Here is an 18,356-nt window from a genome sequence, read left to right as displayed (position 1 = left end):
TCCCCGCAAGCATCATTCGCTCGCAGGGAAGGAAGTCTCAAATTCAGTTTGTTTACGTGAGCTTTTAGCAGAAATTGTTCCACCGTGAAGCTCTGTGATGCTCTTGGCAATCGCGAGTCCTAGACCACTTCCGCCAGTCTCTCTGGAACGTGACTTATCTACGCGATAAAATCGTTTAAATAAGTGTGGGAGGTCCGTGGCAGGGATTGGATTGCCGTAATTCGTGCAGGTAGCAATCACTCTATCGTCTTTTCTATAGACAGAAATATCTAGAATCTTACCTTCTTTACCGTATCTAACCGCATTGGTAAATAGGTTCTCATATAATCGTACTAACTCGTCCGCATCACCATGGATAATTAAAGGGCTCTTATCTGTATGAATACGGTAGGTCATATCCGCTTGCTCTAGTACGGGAGCGAATTCCTCGACAAGCTGTACGAGCAGCTTTCCGAGATCTACAGGCTCTATATTAAGAGGGAGACCGCTGCTGCTAACCCGTGTATATTCGAATAAATCGTCGATTAGTTTTTTTAGAGTCAGTGATTTCTCATAGGCAATATTCACATAATAACGCAGCTCGACCTCGTTCTTATAACGATCCTTCTCCACATACTCAAGGAATCCGAGCACAGAGGTTAGCGGGGTCCGGAGATCATGGGATACACCAGTGATTAAGTCATTTTTGGCTTTCGCAGCTGCTCGTTCTTCCTCTATAGCGGATTTTAGCTTGCCAGCCATGAGGTTCATATTTTCGGCGAGTTTACCGAGTTCATCCGTACCTGTTACTGTTACCTTGAAAGATAAATTGCCGTCGGCAATCGCTTGAACCCCGCTCGTAATGTTATGAAGCTTGTTTGTTGTACCTCTGGATAGCTTTAGGATAAAAAAGATAAACAAAGGAATCCCAATAAGAATCACTATTGGCGTAGAACCGATGTTATTGATTACCCAGCGGATGAGTTTAACCCCAAAAAAGGAACGCGAAGGATTTAGCCATATTAAAAGTGATGTCCCATAATAACCCATCAATAAAATTGCTGCTGTAAGTGCTAAACTTGTTAAGCTGAAGCCAACTATTTTCCAGGAGAGGGTATCGAATCGTTTGAAATTCAACTAGAAGAACCTCCTTTTTCCAGTTTGTAGCCAACGCCCCATACCGTTTTCAAATATTGTGGTTTTCTCGGATTAGCTTCAATTTTTTCTCTGATTTTTCGAATGTGTACCATGAGCGTATTATTGCTCTCGAGAAATTGCTCTTTCCATACTTTGGCGTAGATTTGCTCCATGCTCAGTACTTGTCCCCTGTTACGTGCGAGCAGCTCCAGAATTGCGAACTCTCTCGGAGTAAGTTTAACGGGCTGATCATCCACGCTAACTTCATGCGTCATCGAGTTAATAACTAAGCCATCAATGATGATTTCATCCTGTTTGGCACTTAGATCGACCATGTAATTTCGGGTTCTGCGCAGCTGGGATTTAATTCGGGCAACGAGCTCCAGCGGACTAAACGGCTTCGTAACATAATCATCCGCACCTACACTGAGTCCTGTGATTTTATCTAATTCCTGACCCTTTGCTGATAACATAATAATCGGGAATTTTTGTGTTTCTCGAATTTTTATACAAGCCTCTATACCATCCATGTTGGGCATCATAATATCTAGAACCATTAGGTCTATCGTTTCTTTTTTGATAATTTCAAGTGCTTCCAGTCCGTCTCGGGCAGTTAACAGGCGATATCCTTCGTTCTCCAGATAGATCTGCATGAGCTTGATAATCTCGGCTTCATCGTCAACCAAAAGCAGTGTTGCGTTGTGCATGATTCAGCGTCCTTTCTTGCTTGTAAAGCAATCGTTCTACAAGAAGTATACAATATATTCACGTTCAAAAGACTTATTTGAAGGCTGGCGATGAGCGATGTGAAGTCGTATGTGATCCTTCTTTTTTGTTCTGTGATACATTTCCGAAAAGCACCCAGGCAAACGGCAAATAACCTGCTAAAAGACTAACGGCGATCCAAGAAAAGCCTAGAGCTATAATAAAGCCGCCGACATACCAGAGATGCAGAAGCCACGAAGTACTGATTGTTGGAGAAAGTTGTCTGTATAGCAGTAAGAATAGCGGATGTATCAGATATACACCAAATGAAAACGATCCTAACCGCTCAAGCGGTTGGTATAAGAATGAAAGTGATGATTTTCTCAACAGAAACCGTGCAACAGACATTAAAACTAACAGGCTTGTAAATGCAAAAGTACTGTATAGCAGTTCATAGATCAACGAGTTGAACGAAGTGCCATATCGTCGATTTTGGTAATATAACATCGTGTGAGAAATCCCTGAGGTTAACCAAATCGCCCAAATTCCTCGAAACACCATTCCAGGTGGATTGTTCTTTTTAGTTTGCTCTGATCGATGCGCCTCAATCCATGTTTTAATCTGTGGATAATACATTCCGAGCCATGCCCCTAACATGTAATAGGAGAAATAGGTGAGGCACCAGCTGCCTCTGTTTGCGACTTGAAAATGATATTTATTAGCAAGGATGAAACCCCATTGGATGAGAATTCCTGCGGCAATAGAGTATTTACGAATCTGCGGATAACGTTTGAACAAGAGCAGAAGAAAAGGGAATAACAGATAGAATTGCATGTTGATGAATACGAAATAGAGATGAGTATAGGCTTTACCAGTGAAAAGCTTAACAAAAAAATTCCGAATCAACTCTCCATTGAAAGGTGAACCGACTGCAAGCTGCGTTAACGCGAAATAAAACAATGAGAACATGAAGTATGGAAGCAGGATGTAAAGGAATCTTTTTTTGTAGAATGAGGTCAGAAGCGCTTTATTCACAGGTCTCTCATTATAATTATAGAAAAGCACAAAGGCACTCATCGCGATAAAGGTCGGAGTACCATATTTCATAAAAATATTCAGGAAATTGTAGATAGCAAAATAACGCGAACCTGTCATTTGTAAAGTTGCATATGAGGTGGCATGAACAGTGACTACAGCTATAATACAAAGAGCACGAACGAGCTGAAGCTCTGGAATTTTTTCTTTTTTCAGAGTTGTCATGATAGAAATCTTCCTTTCATGTAGTTCGTAATCCTTATTTAACAAGAGATTTCTTAACAACGGCGGCAGGTAAAAGTAAAGGTAAACTTAATAGTTTCTTAACAAGTCTTAAGATTTGGGAAGCTACTATGCTATAATAATTTCAAATTCGATAGGTTGGAGGGAAATTGGAAGATGTGGAAAGAGTTTAAAGCTTTTGCCCTGAAAGGAAATGTGTTAGATTTAGCGGTTGCTGTAGTAATCGGAGCAGCTTTTGGTAAAATTGTGACTTCATTAGTGTCAGACATTATAACGCCGATCATTGGCTTAATAACAGGTGGTATAGATCTCAAGGATCGGGCTCTGAATGTTATGGTGATGGAGAATAAATTATCTATCCCGTACGGTCTATTTTTACAGGCAGTGGTTGATTTCTTTATTATTTCCTTCTCAATCTTTATGGTGATCAAGCTAGCAAACAAATTTCAACGTAAAGAAGCGGTTAAAGTCGAAGTAGTGGAGACTCCTGCACCTGCCGAGGATATCGTACTGTTGACTGAAATTCGTGATTTGTTGAAACAACAAGAACGTGGTTTGTAATTGGAAAAAGAAAGCAAGGAGCGCTTGGAGATAGTAGTCCTGGCGCTTTTTTGCTTTCTTTTTTATTCGTAAATTTGTTTATAAAAAACAATGTCGTTTCTTCTTGTAATCACCGTACATCTTAGAATTAAGTTACAAATTTTAAGTAAATATATTAAACGCACTTGCATTTCGATGGTGTAAGTGATAATTTTGTTAGTAAGGAAAACTTGAACCTCAATTAAATAAAGGATCAATCCTTCAGGGCAGGGTGTAATTCCCTACCGGCGGTGATGCTGTTGTAGAGTGCTTAATTATTAAGTTTATCTACCGCGCTTAGTCCGCTACCCGGCTCGCATTGTTGATGCGAACGGTGGACCCGGTGAAATTCCGGGACCGACAGTATAGTCTGGATGGAAGAAGGAGAGGTTAACTGCTTGTCTGTATAGACAGGTGGACTGCAGTGTTTTCATTTATTATGTGCGATATTTCACAATTGCCGTCGATTGACGGTTATTTACGCACACTTTTATTTGGACTGCCGATAAACTCTCACATAACCCATCTTGAACTCCTCCTGGAGAATGAGATGGGTTTTTCTGTTTTTTAAATCAGATAGACAGTAAGGGGATAGGAGGACGAGATGGACAACATGAATGACGAGTTTTATATGTCGCTGGCGCTGCATATGGCAGAACGGGCCCAAGGGCAGACGGGAATTAACCCGGTTGTTGGCTGCGTTGTTGTAAAGAATGGAGCTATGATTGGGCTTGGAACTCATTTGCAGCGCGGAACAGGTCATGCTGAGGTGCATGCCTTGAATATGGCGGCAGGTCAAGCTAAGGGTAGCACTGCCTATGTCACACTGGAACCGTGCAGTCACTATGGCAAGACTCCGCCTTGCAGCCAAAGGCTAATCGATGAGGGCGTAGCCAGAGTGGTAGTCGCTTGTGAAGACCCTAACCCTCAAGTGGCAGGCCGCGGGGTTCAAATGCTGCGCGAGCATGGCATTGAAGTAGAAGTAGGGTTGCTGCGTGATCGTGCGCTGCGGCTGAATGAGCGGTTCATCAAGTATATTTTGACCAAACAGCCGTTTGTGACGCTCAAGAGTGCCAGTACGTTGGATGGCAAACTGGCTACCAAATCAGGTGATAGTAAGTGGATTTCGAACGGAGAAGCGCGGGAGATTGTACATACACTGCGGCATCGGCATCAGGGGATCATGGTCGGTGTGAACACAGTGATTGCAGATAATCCTTCACTGACGACAAGAACGGAAGTGCCTGGGATTAACCCGGTGCGGATCGTGATTGATTCTGGACTACGTACTCCATTGGATTCAGCAGTAGTAAGTGACGGTCTAGCGCCTACTATCATCGTGACAACAGAAGCTGCAGATGCTGACAAGAAAGCTGCTCTGCTTGAGGCAGGGGTACAAATCGTTATTAGCGGTGCAGGACCACGGGTGGATTTGAAGGCTGCTATGGTAACGCTCGGCGAGATGGAAATTGGATCAATTTTACTTGAAGGCGGAGGTACGCTAAACGGTGCGATGCTTGAGAGTGGGTTGGTTGATCGAGTGATCCTCTTTTTTGCTCCAAAGATTGTCGGCGGTGGTGCTAATGCGAAAGGGACCTTCGTATTTCCAGGTGTAGAGCTGATGAAGGATGCGATTTCTCTGGAGGGATTGGAAGTAAAAGTGCTCGGAGATAATGTATGTATCAGCGGTACTCCGGTACGCTAAAGCGAATGCTTCCGATGTAAGTTAAGAACGAAGTGTTTTCTTTAAAGTAATGCTTACAAAACTTTTAGGAGGGAAAGCATGTTCACTGGATTAGTCGAAGAAGTTGGCACTTTGAGAAGTGTCTCCACCGGTGGAGAAATGATGGTGCTGAACATTGCCGCTTCGGTCATCATGGATGATCTGAAGATTGGTGACAGTGTATCGGTTAATGGCGTCTGTCTTACAGCGACAACTTTAGGCGAGAACTATTTTACAGTGGATGTCATGCCTCAGACCTATCGAAACAGTAACCTAAAGGAGCTGCGTCCTGGCAGTCGGATGAATCTGGAACGAGCAATGGCAGCCGGAGGCCGATTTGGAGGGCATATTGTTCAGGGTCATGTGGACGGCACAGGTGTTATCAAAAGTGTGAAGCGTGATCAAAACGCAGTAGTATATGAGATCGCGCCAGATCGCAAATCACTGTTCAAATACATCATTCCTAAAGGGTCGATCACGATCGATGGCATTAGCTTAACTGTAGTAAAGACGACGGCTTCATCGCTGACTGTATCCATTATTCCGCATACGTTAGGGGAAACTGTGTTAACTTACAAGCGGGCAGGAGACAGTGTAAATATAGAGTGTGATGTCCTTGGTAAATATGTCGATCATCTTCTGCATTATGGCTCGACTGGACAGGATGAAGAAAGTGACAGCAGCTCTGGGATTAGCCATGATTTCTTGGCTGCGAACGGATTTGCTTAAATAAAGAGTAAGCTTACGAGGACGGAAACAATCCTTCGTAAAGCTATTAGGAGGATAGAATCATGAGCGAACAATCGAAGAAGGAAAGTGTCTTGGACCCGATTGAAGAAGCTATTTATGATTTAATGCGCGGCAAAGTCATCATCGTAGTGGATGATGAAGATCGTGAGAATGAAGGGGATTTTATAGCTCTTGCTGAACGGGCGACACCAGAAGTCATCAATTTTATGATCACTGAGGGACGTGGTTTGGTCTGCATGCCAATTACCGCAGAACGTGCGGAAGAACTTGAACTGCAGGCCATGGTCAGCCACAATACAGATAATCATGGCACAGCGTTTACCGTATCCGTAGACCATATCGATACAACTACTGGTATTTCTGCTGGGGAAAGATCCTTGACTGTAAAGGCCATGATTGACCCTAAAGCGAAGCCGTCTGATTTCCGTAGACCTGGCCATATGTTCCCGCTGATTGCGAAAAAAGGCGGAGTTTTGCGACGTTCCGGACATACAGAGGCTGCTGTTGATTTAGCCCGTATGTGTGGTGCATATTCAGCCAGTGTGATTTGTGAAATCATCAAGGAAGATGGCTCGATGGCTCGGTTGCCTGATCTAGTTGAGATTGCTAAGAAGCATGATCTTAAATTAATCAGCATCAAAGATCTCATTCACTATCGGAATGAGAAGGAACAGCTCGTCAATCGCGAGGTGTCGGTGCGTCTGCCTACCGATTTCGGTGAGTTTCAGACCATTGCTTATACAAATGAAGTGGATGATAAAGAACATGTAGCATTGGTGAAGGGCGATATTTCAGGGGATGAGCCAGTGTTAGTACGTGTACATTCCGAATGCTTGACGGGGGATGTATTTCACTCCCATCGCTGCGATTGCGGTCCGCAATTTGAAGCAGCGCTTCGGCAGATCGAAGCTGCCGGTAGAGGGGTATTGCTCTATATGCGCCAAGAAGGTAGAGGTATTGGTCTTATTAATAAGCTTAAAGCCTACAAGCTGCAAGAAGAAGGACTAGATACCGTAGATGCGAATCTTAAGCTTGGTTTTCCAGCAGATTTACGTGATTACGGGATTGGAGCACAAATTCTGAAGGATCTAGGTATAAGTCAAATTCGTCTCTTAACGAACAATCCTCGAAAGATCAAAGGATTGGAAGGCTATGGATTGGAAGTTGTTGAACGCGTGCCAATACAAATGCCGGAGAATAAAGATAATACTAATTATCTCCATACGAAGCAGGCGAAGCTTGGACACTTGTTGTCTTTTGACGACATTGAACAAAATGAGGATTCGAAAGTATAACCATACATTATAAAAAACGAAGGGTAGATGATTGATATGCCGAAATATTTAGAAGGACATTTAGTTTCTGAGGGGTTAAAATACGGAGTCGTAGTAGGACGTTTTAATGAATTTATTACCAGTAAGCTTTTATCCGGTGCACTAGATGCATTTAAACGCCACGGTGTTGGTGATGATGAGGTAGATGTGGCTTGGGTTCCAGGTGTGTTTGAAATTCCGTTGATTGCTCAAAAAATGGCGGAAAGCGGTAAGTACGACGCTGTAATCACTTTAGGAACCGTTATCCGCGGTTCTACAACGCACTATGATTATGTATGTAATGAAGTCGCTAAAGGCGTAGCCGCGATTAATCTTAAAACCGGCGTGCCGACGATTTTCGGGGTAGTTACTACTGAAAACATTGAACAAGCCATTGAGCGTTCAGGAACTAAAGCAGGGAATAAAGGCTGGGATGCTGCGACTGCTGCGATTGAAATGGCGAATCTTAACAAACTGTTTAAGTAAGACAGCTATTGACGAATCAGTTGAATTCGTGCTTATTTATAGTATAAGAAGAAAGCATGGATTATAAAGCCCTTTCTACTTGTGTAGCGTCCTTTGGGCGCTGCACTTTACTTTTTTTGGCGGGAGGATGCTTCGTGACTGTATTGTACAAGCTGGAAACGTTTGAAGGTCCGCTGGATCTGCTTTTGCATTTAATTGATAAGGCGGAAATCGACATCCAGGACATTCCGGTCGCCGAGATCACCGAACAGTATATGGAATACCTGCGAAGTATGCAGGAGCTTGAACTGGATATTACGAGTGAATTTCTCGTGATGGCTGCAACCCTATTATCTATAAAGAGCAAGCTATTGCTGCCCAAACCACCGGTCATTGAGATCGATGATTTTGAATATTACGAGGAAGATGAATTTGATCCACGAGCTGAGCTCGTTCAGCGACTGATTGAGTATCGTAAATTCAAGAGTATTGCTGTTCATTTAATGGATATGGAGAGCGAGCGGAGCTTGATTTTTACGAAGGAACCGGAGGATCTGGGTCCATTCGTGCCTGAAGAGATCGACCATACGCTAAAAGGACTACATACTTCCGACCTTATAGCTGCTTTCCGTAAAGCACTAAGTAAGGCGGCAAGAAGGTCTTCTTACCAGCGGATCACCCGGGACGAAATATCGGTAAAAGATCGTATACGTGATGTATCGGATGCGCTGCAGCGCAGAGGAAAGGGCGGAAGGCTCCATTTCTCAGCACTGCTTCACGATGAAATGGCGCGACACGAAATTGTAGTTACTTTTCTTGCGATTCTGGAACTAATGAAAATGAAGGCGATTTTTTGCTACCAAGAGAAATTGTTTGAAGACATCGTAATGGAGTGGAGAGGAGGAGAACACTTCAATGGATTACAAAACGCTGAAATCGATTATTGAAGGCCTGTTGTTTCTATCAGGTGATGAAGGAATCTCCGTACGGCAAGTCGCCGAGATTACGGAGCAGCGGCCAGAGCTTGCGGCTGGAGCATTAGAAGAACTGAAAGAGGATTATGTGACTCAGGAGCGGGGGTTACAGGTAGTCCAAATTGCCGGGAATTACCGGCTGGCTACATTGCCTGAACATGCCCATTATTTTGAGCGTTTGGCTTATTCCCCATCTAGATCCACTTTGTCTCAAGCCGCATTAGAGACATTGGCGATTGTGGCTTATCGTCAGCCGATTACACGGGTGGAGATCGAAGAAATTCGAGGTGTGAAATCTGAACGTGCAATTCATACGCTGAATAATAAGGATTTGATCCATGAGGTAGGTCGTGCGGAAGCTGTAGGACGTCCAATCTTGTATGGCACGACTAAATCATTCTTGGAAAGTTTTGGCCTTGCAAGTCTGAATGAATTGCCAGAACCATCAAACTTCGAATCCACGGATAATTTGGAAGAGGAAACGCAGCTATTGTTCAATAAGCTGGATACTCAAATGACGTTCGAGGATATAGAGGAACCTTAGTTTTTTTGTAATTCCGCAATTATTTATATTGCTGGGACAGCCCATAAACCATTCATATGGTTTATGGGCTGTCCCTATTTTTTTGAAGAGGCACTTTTTTATCCAAACCCCGAATTTTTTCCAGCTTAAATTGCCATACTAAACCAAAGGTTCCCATTATTTCGGTTTCTTGGAGGTAAATACGTGACGTTATGGCTTGGAATTCCCCTCGGATTGCTGTTGTTGGCAATGATCCTGGTTCTGTCTTCATCTATCGATTTCCGCATCCGGTGCTATAAACATGACAAAAATGATCTGCTCGAGTTAGATGTTAAGACTCTTTTTGGTCTAATCAAACTCCACTATGAACTGCCCCGATTGGTCTTTAAAGGATTGGAGCAAGGTGTGATCGGGAAGTTTAAAGAGACAGGATCCGCGACTACAGGTGTTGATACTGTAAAGGAAGAGCAATTCGATAAAAAAAGATTTGAGCACTGGCGAGACAATATACAACTAGCAGTGAAGTCTACACGCGGATTGAAAAAATGGTTTAAGGAAACTGTATCTCATGTCAAAATATCAAAGCTCGACTGGTCCACGGATTTCTCACTTGGTGATGCAGCTGACACTGCCATAGTATCAGGGGCCGTATGGGGATTGAAGTGGAGCATCGTTGGATTTATTTCACAGTGGGTCAAATTGAAATACAATCCACGAGTGTTTGTGAAGCCTGTTTTTCAAGATGAGCATTCTTTTTCAATGGAGTTCGTATGTGAGGGAAAAATGTCCGTTTCCTATGCCGTATACGCATCAATGAAGCTCCTTCTACGTGTCTTGAGAGAGACAGGGGGAATCAGTAAATGGAGAAAGTTACTAAAACGGATGCGCAGGGAGCCTCATGGGCAAAGTTTAGAATGAAAGTTACATACAAATGTGTGGATGTGGGGATGATAAGCGCTGTAGAAGCATGAGAAATCGTACTCAATCAAAGGAGGAAACAATATGAGCGACCATCCTATTCAGGGCCTAATGCAAACAGCGATGGAAAATATCAAGGGTATGGTAGATGTTAATACGATTGTTGGAGATCCGGTACAAACACCTGACGGTAGTATTATTCTCCCGATTAGTAAAGTGGCCTTTGGATTTGCTGCAGGGGGTAGTGATTATCGAGTAGAGGATTCTATAAGTGGATCCAGCTCCCAAGGCGGTGTCAAAATGCTTCCTTTTGGTGGCGGTAGTGGGGGCGGTGTCTCCATCAGACCAATTGCTTTTCTAGTGGTTGGTAAGGATGGGGTAAACATTGTGCCACTCGACAATCAAACGCATTTGTTCGAAAAAATTATCGATGCCACGCCTGGGCTCATCGACAAAATCCAGACCATGTTCCAAAGCAGCAGCAGTTCTTCAGGTCAAGCTGGGGCAACTGCTACACAAGCACCACAAGCGCAAGCATCACAAGCACCTCCTAAACCCGATCCAAGTACATCCCAATCTTCAACACATTAGGTACACATAATTGTTCAAATAGCCTCGGGGATATCGCCTTACATCAGGCGGTGTCCCTTTTTGTGTGGAGAGGACATACCCTAAGGCTGGTCCGCATACACTTGTACAACATAAGCAAGAAATGAATGACTTTACTTAAGAACCGATAAGAATCCGGAGGATAAATATGAAGACAATAACCCGTAAATTTCCAATCGCCTTATTACTGAGCATTGTGTTGTTTCTTCTGACACCGCTAACCTTGATCCATGCAGAGAACAGCTCCATATCTACGCATGCAAGGGCAGCAGCGCTGATTGATGTGGAATCCGGGCGTATTCTGTATAGCAGTCGAGGAGATGAGCCTATGCTTATTGCCAGCCTGACTAAAATAATGACCGCCCTCGTCGCTATTGAGAATGGTGATTTAGCATCCAAAGTCAAAGTTGGCAAAAATGCCTTCGCCAAAGAAGGCTCCTCAATTTATTTACAGCAAGGAGAAGAGATGACGCTGGAAAATATGTTGTATGGTCTAATGCTGCGCTCAGGGAATGATGCAGCAACAGCGATTGCTGAACATATTGGCGGATCTGAAGAAGGGTTTGTATACCTGATGAACAATAAGGCTGAAGAGCTAGGATTGAAGAATACTCATTTTGCTAATCCGCATGGTCTTGATGCTGAAGGCCATTATTCGAGTGCTAACGACTTAGCCGTTCTGACGGCTTATGCTCTTCATAATCCTGTATTTAAGCAAATAGTGAAGACGCAGGAGAAAACTGCAGACAATCCAAATGAGAAATGGGATTACAAATGGAGAAACAAGAATAAAATGCTGTACTTATATGAGGGAGCGGACGGTGTAAAGACAGGGTATACCAAAAAAGCGCTACGCTGCCTTGTCAGCTCGGCGACTAGAAACGGTCAGCAGCTTGTCGCAGTGACAATAAATGATGGCGACGACTGGAATGATCATGCTTCACTACTAAACTTCGGGTTTAATCACTATCCGCTAAGGACATTGATCGAACGTGAGGATCCCGTAAGCGGTTATGACTTCGTGACAGCTAAAAAATTTGCCTATCCTCTCGGACAAGGCGAACAGGATAGAGTGACCACCAAACTTGTCCTAAATCAGATGCCTGCAGCATCAGCTAAAACTGTAAGATCAAACTTTGGACTGCAAGGGGTTCTCGTTCTAAATCTAGGTGACAAAGAAATAGGTCGGGTTCCGGTGTATACACGAGAGTCCTTACCACCTGAGGAATCCGCTTATACTAAAAAATATAGTGCAACCCAAGCACACACTTATCCTGCGGATAATTGGTTTCAGGCTTTAGGAAGTGCACTGAAGGCGTTATTTAAATTGGGGGAAAGCTCCAAGTAAGCAGATAGGCTGAATAATGAAGAGGGAGGCGTATCCATGATTAACGGGATTTGGCTAGGAATGATCATCATCGGTTTTCTGTTCGCCGCCGTTAACGGCAGAATGGATGAATTTACAGCCGCCGTATTCGACGGAGCAAAGAGTGGGGTTACAGTAAGTTTCGGTTTAATAAGTGTGCTTGTATTCTGGCTTGGAATTATGCGGATCGCAGAGGATGCTGGTTTGCTTAAAAAAATAGCCAAGATACTTGGTCCAATTGTATCCTTCCTCTTTCCAGATGTGCCGAAGGGTCATCCTGCGATCGGTTATATCCTCTCCAACATGAGCGCTAACTTGCTTGGACTAGGCAATGCGGCTACACCTATGGGGATCAAGGCGATGCAGGAGCTACAGAAGCTCAATCCCGATAAAGATACGGCCACGCCAGCTATGTGTACCTTGCTTGCGCTTAACACGGCAAGCATTACGCTTATTCCCGCGACATTAATTGCGATTCGATTGAATTACAATTCGGCAGATCCTGCGGGAATAGTAGGCACGACCCTCGCCGCAACAGCTGTGGCGACCCTTGCGGCGATAGCGGCTGACCGATTCTTCCGAAGGATGACATTGCTGCGCAAACCTCCAAAGCCGCCATCAGCAAAGTCTGGTTCTGCCTCATTGGCCAAGACGTCGCTGCCTAATTCTTCTTTGAAAGGGTGAGCATGACTTGTACCAGTTAATCAGTCTCATATCGGCATGGGCGATTCCGGTCATGATTACGTTCATCCCGCTCTATGCTTATACGCGTAAAGTCCCAGTGTATGAGTCGTTTGTTGAAGGGGCAAAGGATGGGTTTGGTACGGCAATCGCGATTATTCCCCATCTCGTGGGGATGCTTGTAGCGATCAGCGTTTTTCGTGCATCGGGTGCACTCGACTTCCTCATGGGATTTATATCTCCTGCTCTGCAAGGGCTTGGCGTCCCTCCAGAAGTACTGCCACTTGGCCTTCTGCGGCCCCTCACAGGGACAGGCTCGCTAGCTTATACCACAGATCTGATTCGCGTTCATGGTCCAGATTCTCTAATCGGCATGATCGCCTCTACCATACAGGGCAGTACGGATACAACACTCTATGTATTAACCGTTTATTTTGGCGCCGTAGGCGTGCGTAACGGCCGCTACGCACTTAAGGTAGGTCTATTCTCCGATGTCGTTGGTTTCGTTGCAGCGATCGCGGTCTGTCTCCTGCTTTTTGGGTAGGCGGCGTCACCCCCTATCCTTCCTCGACATATGCTAATTCAGCAATGTGGAGGGAGGCAATCCGCTATGATTTATAAAGGTTTTATTCTGCATCAGTCTCGCTGTACTTCCATTAACGGCAAAGGTTTTGATTTCTGGGTTGGAGTGGACGGAGCCATTTACGCGGCACCGCTGCTGACCGATCCGGAGTATATTCACATCTGCTTGGAAGGTGATTTCAGCAGGGAAGATGGAATTCCTCCATTATCTGGCAGGAAGGAACAGCTATTTGCAACGGGTAAACTCATTCTAGAATTGGTAGAGCGCTACCAAATCTCCCCTTTAATCATCGAACCCCACAATAAATACTGCCCAGGAGCATTTTTTCCATGGAATGAACTTGTGATTTATCCCTCTGATGGTTATCATTAATCTGAGGTGACTAGTCGAAAATGGAAAGATTACAGAAAATTTTGGCGCAGGCCGGTGTGGCGTCCAGACGTAAGTGTGAAGAAATGATTTTGGCCGGTAAAGTGGAAGTCAACGGGGAACTCGTAACTACGCTTGGCACGAAGGTGGACCCCGCAACAGATATTATTAAAGTCTCCGGTAGACTGATCCGGGGCGAGAACAAAATCTACATTATGTTCAACAAACCTAAAGGAGTAATTACAAGTGCTTCCGATCCAAAGGGTCGTAAGGTTGTAACAGACTACCTTAAAGGAATTACAGAACGGGTTTACCCTGTAGGCCGTCTGGACTACGATACGGAAGGTTTGCTGCTGTTAACAAACGATGGGGATTTCGCTAACTTGCTTACCCATCCTAAGCATCACGTACCTAAGACGTATCATGCTACGGTCAAGGGTATACCGCACGGAACTGCACTGGACAAGCTAAAGGCAGGGATCAAGCTGGAAGATGGTATGACAGCGCCTGCCGAAGTGGAGTACAAAGATATCGATGAAGTGAATAAAGAAGCGGTAATCAGCATTACGATTCACGAGGGACGTAACCGTCAGGTACGACGCATGTTTGATGCGATTTCACACCCCGTCATCCGTCTGAAACGGATTTCTTTCGGGGATATTATGCTGCAAAATCTTAAACGCGGATCCTACCGTCATTTGACCAAAGATGAAATTAACCATCTGCAGCAAATTGCTAAAGCAGGATTGCTAAAAGAAAGAACTCCACGTAAAGAGTCATAAAGACACAGAATATTCACAATTGAGCCCCCTAATACTGTGACTAAATTCGCTATAATGTTCATAGGATGTTCACACCTTACAACATAAGTATGAGTTGCGTCACAGAAGGGGGCTTTACATGTGGGTAAAGCGAGAAAACCAATTCAAATCGTAATTCTGTTTCTAATCGTTCTAGTGGGTGGTTATGCAATTGGCTCCTCTGTATTTGGTGGAAGTGGTAAGCCAGAGGAAGGTAGTAAAGCGCCTGCCATTGATTTGCTAGGTCTAGATGGACTTGGGCATACATTAGACGAGTATAAGGGTAAGGCTATTGTGCTGAATTTCTGGGGCTCATGGTGCACACCATGTGTAAAAGAAATGCCGGCGCTCCAAGCACAATGGGAGAAATGGAAGGATAAGGATGTAGTCGTTATAGGAATCAATGTAGGTGAAGATCAGATGACTGTCGAGAATTTTGTGAAGCAGGTCGACATTGATTTTCCGATTCTGATGGACACGGGACGAGATGCTGTGCGAAGTTATGGTATTTCTCCACTTCCCACTACTTTCTTTATTAATCCAAAGGGTAAAATTGACAGCATTCATATCGGCCAGCTTGATTTAGATTCACTAGATGATCAAATTGGGAAGCTGGTGGATTGATGAGTGAACGCGAGGCTTTTATAACCAATACCAAATGTGAATGCGGCCACCAGAATCCTGTAGGTACTGTTCTGTGCGAAGCATGCGGAAAACCGCTTGGCAAAGAATCGGACTGGGGGGAGAATCTGGAAATGCGTTATGACGGTGTAGCCCGTCGTTCGCAGCGTGTTAATCCAGGCATGATTGATCGCGTATGGAACTTTTTTTCATCCGTCAAAATAGCGATTTATCTAATCGTATTGACACTGTTAGGCTCTATGCTGGGCACGATATTTCCTCAGGAGAGTACTTTTCTTAATATTGATGCATCTAGTTATTATAAGCAGGAGTATGGAACAGCAGGGGACATCTACTATAAGCTTGGACTTTCACATACATACGAATCCTGGTGGTTTGTAACTCTACTCGTAATGATTGGAGCTTCACTTGTCATTTGTAGTTTGGACAGAGTACTTCCGCTATATAAGGCATTAACTAGACAGAAGATTCGAAAGCATCGTCAGTTCTTAACTCGGCAAAAGGCCGTGCTAGTCACTGAAGTGCAAGAAGAACCAGAAGCTTGGGTTGCTCGGGTGGTTCAACCTATGCGTAAAAAGGGCTACCGAGTCAAAACAGATGGAGGAGCTCTGCTAGCAGAGAAGCACCGCTTCAGCCGCTGGGGACCTTACGTAATACATATTGGTTTGATTATTTTTTTACTTGCTGTATTGGCAAGAGGATTGCCGGGTCTCAACATGGATCAGCATCTAGCTTTCCCGCAAGGGGAGATTACACAGATTCCGGATACGACCTACTATTTAAAAAACGAGAAATTCACCGTAGAGTTCTATACAGATGAAGAGATGCCTGAGGAGTTTCGAGGCAAAAAAATCCTTCCAAAATTATTCCAAACTAAAGCAGTGCTATATAAATGTACCGCAGATTGCGGAGATCCTACTAAGGAACCGCAGCTTGCCGAGGTGACAACACATGATATCCAAGTAAACTCACCTTTGGATTATAAAGGATTGAAAGCGTATCAGTTTGATTATGATTTAACGCCTGTGCTGCGTTCCGTACAGCCTGTGCTTAAGAATTCCACCACAGGGGAGTCGTACGGTAAATTCAAACTGGATATGAAGAATCCGCAGCGTACGATAACAGCGGGACCTTATACGATGACTTTAAAAGAGAAATATATGGATTTTGGACTAAATGAGGATGGGCAGCCGATATCTAAGTCGCCGTATCCGAATGCACCAGCATTCTTGTTCTTGATTCAAGGACCGAATTTGCCAGCGGAAGGTCAGCAGTACTTCTATTTTCCTAAGCAGGTAGATAAGTCTCAGTTTCAGCAGGTTGCTATTAATGATAAGCTTGGCGGCAGCAATAGATTTCTTGAGCTTGAAGTGGACAACATGAGCGATGTTGATTTTTCGGAATCGACTACATACTTGAATATACGTATTGATCGTGCAATGCCTTTTGTATGGTTAGGTGCAGCAATTGTGATGCTGGGTTTAATCCTTGGATTCTACTGGCAGCATAGACGCATCTGGCTTACCGTTGTAAACGGAGAGCTAATACTCGGAGGACATACGAACAAGAATTGGTTCGGTTTCCGCCGTGAGATCGTTTCTATTTTAGAAAAAGTAGATATGGTAGTCGATGAAAAATCAATAGATAATGGAGGAGGCCTCACATGAGCTTGCTCGATATCAGCAGTGCTGTCTTTATTGCCGCATTCTTATTATACAGCGGGTCGTTTATGTTATTCACTATCGCTATCATGGGTCGCAAGTGGTCGGGCCGCAAGCCAGAGGAGCATACTGCTCGATGGGGTAAAATAGCTTTTATTGTATCTTCTATAGGTCTTATCTTTCATCTTATTTATTTCTTTACACGCTGGGCTGGTTCAGGGCATATTCCAGTCAGCAATATGTATGAGTTCATGACTTTCTTATCTATGATGGTTATGGTAGCCTTTACAGTGATGTATGCGATCTATCGTAAGGTTATTCTCGGACTGTTTGCAGTTCCAATTAGTATTATTGTGATGGCATACGCAGCTGTTTTTCCACAGGAGGTTCAGCCGTTAATTCCATCCCTGCAATCGAACTATCTCAAGATTCACGTAACCCTGGCAGCGCTGGGTGAGTCCTTTTTCGCAGTAGGATTTGCGGCAGGGCTGATGTATCTGCTGCGGACTGTTAATTTTTCCAGTAAAGAAAAGGTGGATCGTAAACAACAAAGGCTGATTGAATTTACTCTCTTTTCAATCATTGTTATAATTGGGTTTCTGGGTTCAGTTTTTGCTTTCCGCGGAGCAGGCTATGAGACTGTTTTTGTCCGTCCCAACGTTACGATTGACAGCGCAGGGCAGGAAAATAGTACAATAGAGAAAGTGAGTTATCGAATGCCGCCGATTGTGGCCCCTCACAATAGCGAAATTGAAAGCTTCCAGTCGTTTCTTGGCATGAAAGAACCTCTCTTTGAAGCTCCTTCATGGATGAATGGTGTGAATGCTGGCCGGAAGTTTAATACTGTAATCTGGTCGATTCTTTCAGGATTACTCCTTTACGGAATTCTTCGCTTGATCGTACGTAAGCCACTAGGCGCAGCGATTCACCCGGTAATGGAGGGAATTGATGAAGGCGATCTAGATGAGATTACGTATAGGGCGATAGCCATTGGCTTTCCTATTTTCACATTAGGCGCTTTGATTTTTGCAATGATATGGGCGCAAATTGCCTGGGGAAGATTCTGGGGATGGGACCCCAAAGAAGTCTGGGCACTCGTTACTTGGCTCTTCTACAGTGCTTATCTTCATTTACGATTAGCTCGTGGATGGCAAGGGCGAAAATCTGCCTGGCTTGCTGTTCTAGGCTTTTTAGTCGTAATGTTTACCTTAGTTGGCGTTAATCTAGTCATCGCCGGACTTCATTCTTATGCGGGGACGGACTGAGCATAGTTTACCTGCTAACACAGCACAATGGATTTA

General features: G+C 44.1%; 20 protein-coding genes and 1 riboswitch. Of the genes, 17 read left to right on the top strand and 3 right to left on the bottom strand.

Annotated features, from left to right (window positions below; translation table 11 throughout):
* Positions 1-12: 12 nt before the first annotated feature.
* From NSU15_RS20835 to NSU15_RS20825, 3 genes are all read right to left on the bottom strand, one after another.
* The gene (locus NSU15_RS20835; protein WP_339287438.1) at positions 13-1,116 is read right to left on the bottom strand and encodes an ATP-binding protein; all 1,104 of its coding nucleotides are present in this window, start codon (positions 1,114-1,116) and stop codon (positions 13-15) included.
* The gene (locus tag NSU15_RS20830; RefSeq protein WP_339287437.1) at positions 1,113-1,823 is read right to left on the bottom strand and encodes a response regulator transcription factor; all 711 of its coding nucleotides are present in this window, start codon (positions 1,821-1,823) and stop codon (positions 1,113-1,115) included. Before NSU15_RS20830 ends, NSU15_RS20835 begins: the two co-directional genes overlap by 4 nt.
* A 73-nt stretch (positions 1,824-1,896) precedes the next feature.
* Positions 1,897-3,081, bottom strand: coding sequence for an acyltransferase (locus tag NSU15_RS20825; RefSeq protein ID WP_339287436.1), 1,185 nt, complete (start codon positions 3,079-3,081; stop codon positions 1,897-1,899).
* A gap of 174 nt (positions 3,082-3,255) precedes the next feature.
* Between NSU15_RS20825 and mscL the strand changes: the two genes are divergently transcribed.
* From mscL to ccsA, 17 genes are all read left to right on the top strand, one after another.
* Positions 3,256-3,660: a large-conductance mechanosensitive channel protein MscL gene (gene mscL, locus NSU15_RS20820; RefSeq protein ID WP_042129658.1), complete on the top strand. Its 405-nt coding sequence runs from the start codon at positions 3,256-3,258 to the stop codon at positions 3,658-3,660.
* Between the two features lie 232 nt (positions 3,661-3,892).
* Positions 3,893-4,068: riboswitch (FMN riboswitch) on the top strand.
* Positions 4,069-4,282: 214 nt separating this feature from the next.
* Positions 4,283-5,383, top strand: a complete 1,101-nt coding sequence (ribD, locus tag NSU15_RS20815; RefSeq protein ID WP_339287435.1) for a bifunctional diaminohydroxyphosphoribosylaminopyrimidine deaminase/5-amino-6-(5-phosphoribosylamino)uracil reductase RibD — start codon at positions 4,283-4,285, stop codon at positions 5,381-5,383.
* 78 nt (positions 5,384-5,461) lie between these two features.
* Positions 5,462-6,130, top strand: a complete 669-nt coding sequence (locus NSU15_RS20810; protein WP_042129654.1) for a riboflavin synthase — start codon at positions 5,462-5,464, stop codon at positions 6,128-6,130.
* A gap of 62 nt (positions 6,131-6,192) precedes the next feature.
* Positions 6,193-7,446 carry a bifunctional 3,4-dihydroxy-2-butanone-4-phosphate synthase/GTP cyclohydrolase II gene (locus NSU15_RS20805; protein WP_042129652.1) on the top strand — a complete coding sequence of 418 codons (1,254 nt, stop codon included), beginning with the start codon at positions 6,193-6,195 and terminating at the stop codon, positions 7,444-7,446.
* A 36-nt stretch (positions 7,447-7,482) separates the two neighbouring features.
* Positions 7,483-7,950: a 6,7-dimethyl-8-ribityllumazine synthase gene (gene ribE / locus NSU15_RS20800; RefSeq protein ID WP_036676377.1), complete on the top strand. Its 468-nt coding sequence runs from the start codon at positions 7,483-7,485 to the stop codon at positions 7,948-7,950.
* 134 nt (positions 7,951-8,084) lie between these two features.
* Entirely contained in the window at positions 8,085-8,876 is a 792-nt protein-coding gene (locus NSU15_RS20795; RefSeq protein WP_042129650.1) for a segregation/condensation protein A, read from the top strand.
* Positions 8,845-9,447 carry an SMC-Scp complex subunit ScpB gene (gene scpB, locus NSU15_RS20790; protein ID WP_042129648.1) on the top strand — a complete coding sequence of 201 codons (603 nt, stop codon included), beginning with the start codon at positions 8,845-8,847 and terminating at the stop codon, positions 9,445-9,447. Before NSU15_RS20795 ends, scpB begins: the two co-directional genes overlap by 32 nt.
* A 183-nt stretch (positions 9,448-9,630) precedes the next feature.
* Complete coding sequence (locus tag NSU15_RS20785) at positions 9,631-10,344, top strand: DUF2953 domain-containing protein (RefSeq protein ID WP_339287434.1); 714 nt, start codon at positions 9,631-9,633, stop codon at positions 10,342-10,344.
* An 84-nt stretch (positions 10,345-10,428) separates the two neighbouring features.
* Positions 10,429-10,935 carry a GerW family sporulation protein gene (gene ytfJ, locus NSU15_RS20780; protein ID WP_339287433.1) on the top strand — a complete coding sequence of 169 codons (507 nt, stop codon included), beginning with the start codon at positions 10,429-10,431 and terminating at the stop codon, positions 10,933-10,935.
* Positions 10,936-11,101: 166 nt separating this feature from the next.
* Positions 11,102-12,301 carry a D-alanyl-D-alanine carboxypeptidase family protein gene (locus NSU15_RS20775; protein WP_339287432.1) on the top strand — a complete coding sequence of 400 codons (1,200 nt, stop codon included), beginning with the start codon at positions 11,102-11,104 and terminating at the stop codon, positions 12,299-12,301.
* Positions 12,302-12,337: 36 nt separating this feature from the next.
* Positions 12,338-13,003, top strand: a complete 666-nt coding sequence (locus NSU15_RS20770; RefSeq protein ID WP_042129641.1) for a nucleoside recognition domain-containing protein — start codon at positions 12,338-12,340, stop codon at positions 13,001-13,003.
* 7 nt (positions 13,004-13,010) lie between these two features.
* Positions 13,011-13,544: a spore maturation protein gene (locus tag NSU15_RS20765; protein WP_139328549.1), complete on the top strand. Its 534-nt coding sequence runs from the start codon at positions 13,011-13,013 to the stop codon at positions 13,542-13,544.
* A gap of 66 nt (positions 13,545-13,610) precedes the next feature.
* A complete protein-coding gene (locus tag NSU15_RS20760; RefSeq protein WP_042129637.1) occupies positions 13,611-13,955 on the top strand; it encodes an N-acetylmuramoyl-L-alanine amidase in 345 nt (114 codons plus the stop codon).
* Positions 13,956-13,975: 20 nt separating this feature from the next.
* On the top strand, positions 13,976-14,734 hold the full coding sequence (locus NSU15_RS20755; RefSeq protein WP_042129634.1) for a pseudouridine synthase: 759 nt from the start codon (positions 13,976-13,978) through the stop codon (positions 14,732-14,734).
* 120 nt (positions 14,735-14,854) lie between these two features.
* Entirely contained in the window at positions 14,855-15,376 is a 522-nt protein-coding gene (locus NSU15_RS20750; RefSeq protein ID WP_042129633.1) for a redoxin domain-containing protein, read from the top strand.
* Positions 15,376-17,061 (top strand): cytochrome c biogenesis protein ResB, encoded by a 1,686-nt coding sequence (locus tag NSU15_RS20745; protein WP_042129632.1) that lies wholly within the window; start codon positions 15,376-15,378, stop codon positions 17,059-17,061. Before NSU15_RS20750 ends, NSU15_RS20745 begins: the two co-directional genes overlap by 1 nt.
* A complete protein-coding gene (gene ccsA, locus NSU15_RS20740) occupies positions 17,058-18,320 on the top strand; it encodes a cytochrome c biogenesis protein CcsA (protein WP_042129629.1) in 1,263 nt (420 codons plus the stop codon). Before NSU15_RS20745 ends, ccsA begins: the two co-directional genes overlap by 4 nt.
* Positions 18,321-18,356 lie beyond the last annotated feature (36 nt).

It is taken from the genome of Paenibacillus sp. FSL E2-0201 (assembly GCF_037963325.1).
Classification (GTDB): Bacteria; Bacillota; Bacilli; order Paenibacillales; family Paenibacillaceae; genus Paenibacillus_AQ.
Note: the sequence above shows the minus strand (reverse complement) of the source record. Positions and strands in the feature narration are given on the sequence as shown.

Bases quoted from the DNA above. Each gene is read 5' to 3' on its own strand.
- NSU15_RS20770 (WP_042129641.1), top strand. From the start codon at position 12,338: ATGATTAACGGGATTTGGCTAGGAATGATCATCATCGGTTTTCTGTTC.
- ribD (WP_339287435.1), top strand. From the start codon at position 4,283: ATGGACAACATGAATGACGAGTTTTATATGTCGCTGGCGCTGCATATG.
- NSU15_RS20830 (WP_339287437.1), bottom strand. From the start codon at position 1,823: ATGCACAACGCAACACTGCTTTTGGTTGACGATGAAGCCGAGATTATC.
- mscL (WP_042129658.1), top strand. From the start codon at position 3,256: ATGTGGAAAGAGTTTAAAGCTTTTGCCCTGAAAGGAAATGTGTTAGAT.
- ribE (WP_036676377.1), top strand. From the start codon at position 7,483: ATGCCGAAATATTTAGAAGGACATTTAGTTTCTGAGGGGTTAAAATAC.
- NSU15_RS20810 (WP_042129654.1), top strand. From the start codon at position 5,462: ATGTTCACTGGATTAGTCGAAGAAGTTGGCACTTTGAGAAGTGTCTCC.
- NSU15_RS20755 (WP_042129634.1), top strand. From the start codon at position 13,976: ATGGAAAGATTACAGAAAATTTTGGCGCAGGCCGGTGTGGCGTCCAGA.
- NSU15_RS20825 (WP_339287436.1), bottom strand. From the start codon at position 3,081: ATGACAACTCTGAAAAAAGAAAAAATTCCAGAGCTTCAGCTCGTTCGT.
- NSU15_RS20745 (WP_042129632.1), top strand. From the start codon at position 15,376: ATGAGTGAACGCGAGGCTTTTATAACCAATACCAAATGTGAATGCGGC.
- NSU15_RS20805 (WP_042129652.1), top strand. From the start codon at position 6,193: ATGAGCGAACAATCGAAGAAGGAAAGTGTCTTGGACCCGATTGAAGAA.
- ytfJ (WP_339287433.1), top strand. From the start codon at position 10,429: ATGAGCGACCATCCTATTCAGGGCCTAATGCAAACAGCGATGGAAAAT.
- scpB (WP_042129648.1), top strand. From the start codon at position 8,845: ATGGATTACAAAACGCTGAAATCGATTATTGAAGGCCTGTTGTTTCTA.
- NSU15_RS20775 (WP_339287432.1), top strand. From the start codon at position 11,102: ATGAAGACAATAACCCGTAAATTTCCAATCGCCTTATTACTGAGCATT.
- ccsA (WP_042129629.1), top strand. From the start codon at position 17,058: ATGAGCTTGCTCGATATCAGCAGTGCTGTCTTTATTGCCGCATTCTTA.
- NSU15_RS20760 (WP_042129637.1), top strand. From the start codon at position 13,611: ATGATTTATAAAGGTTTTATTCTGCATCAGTCTCGCTGTACTTCCATT.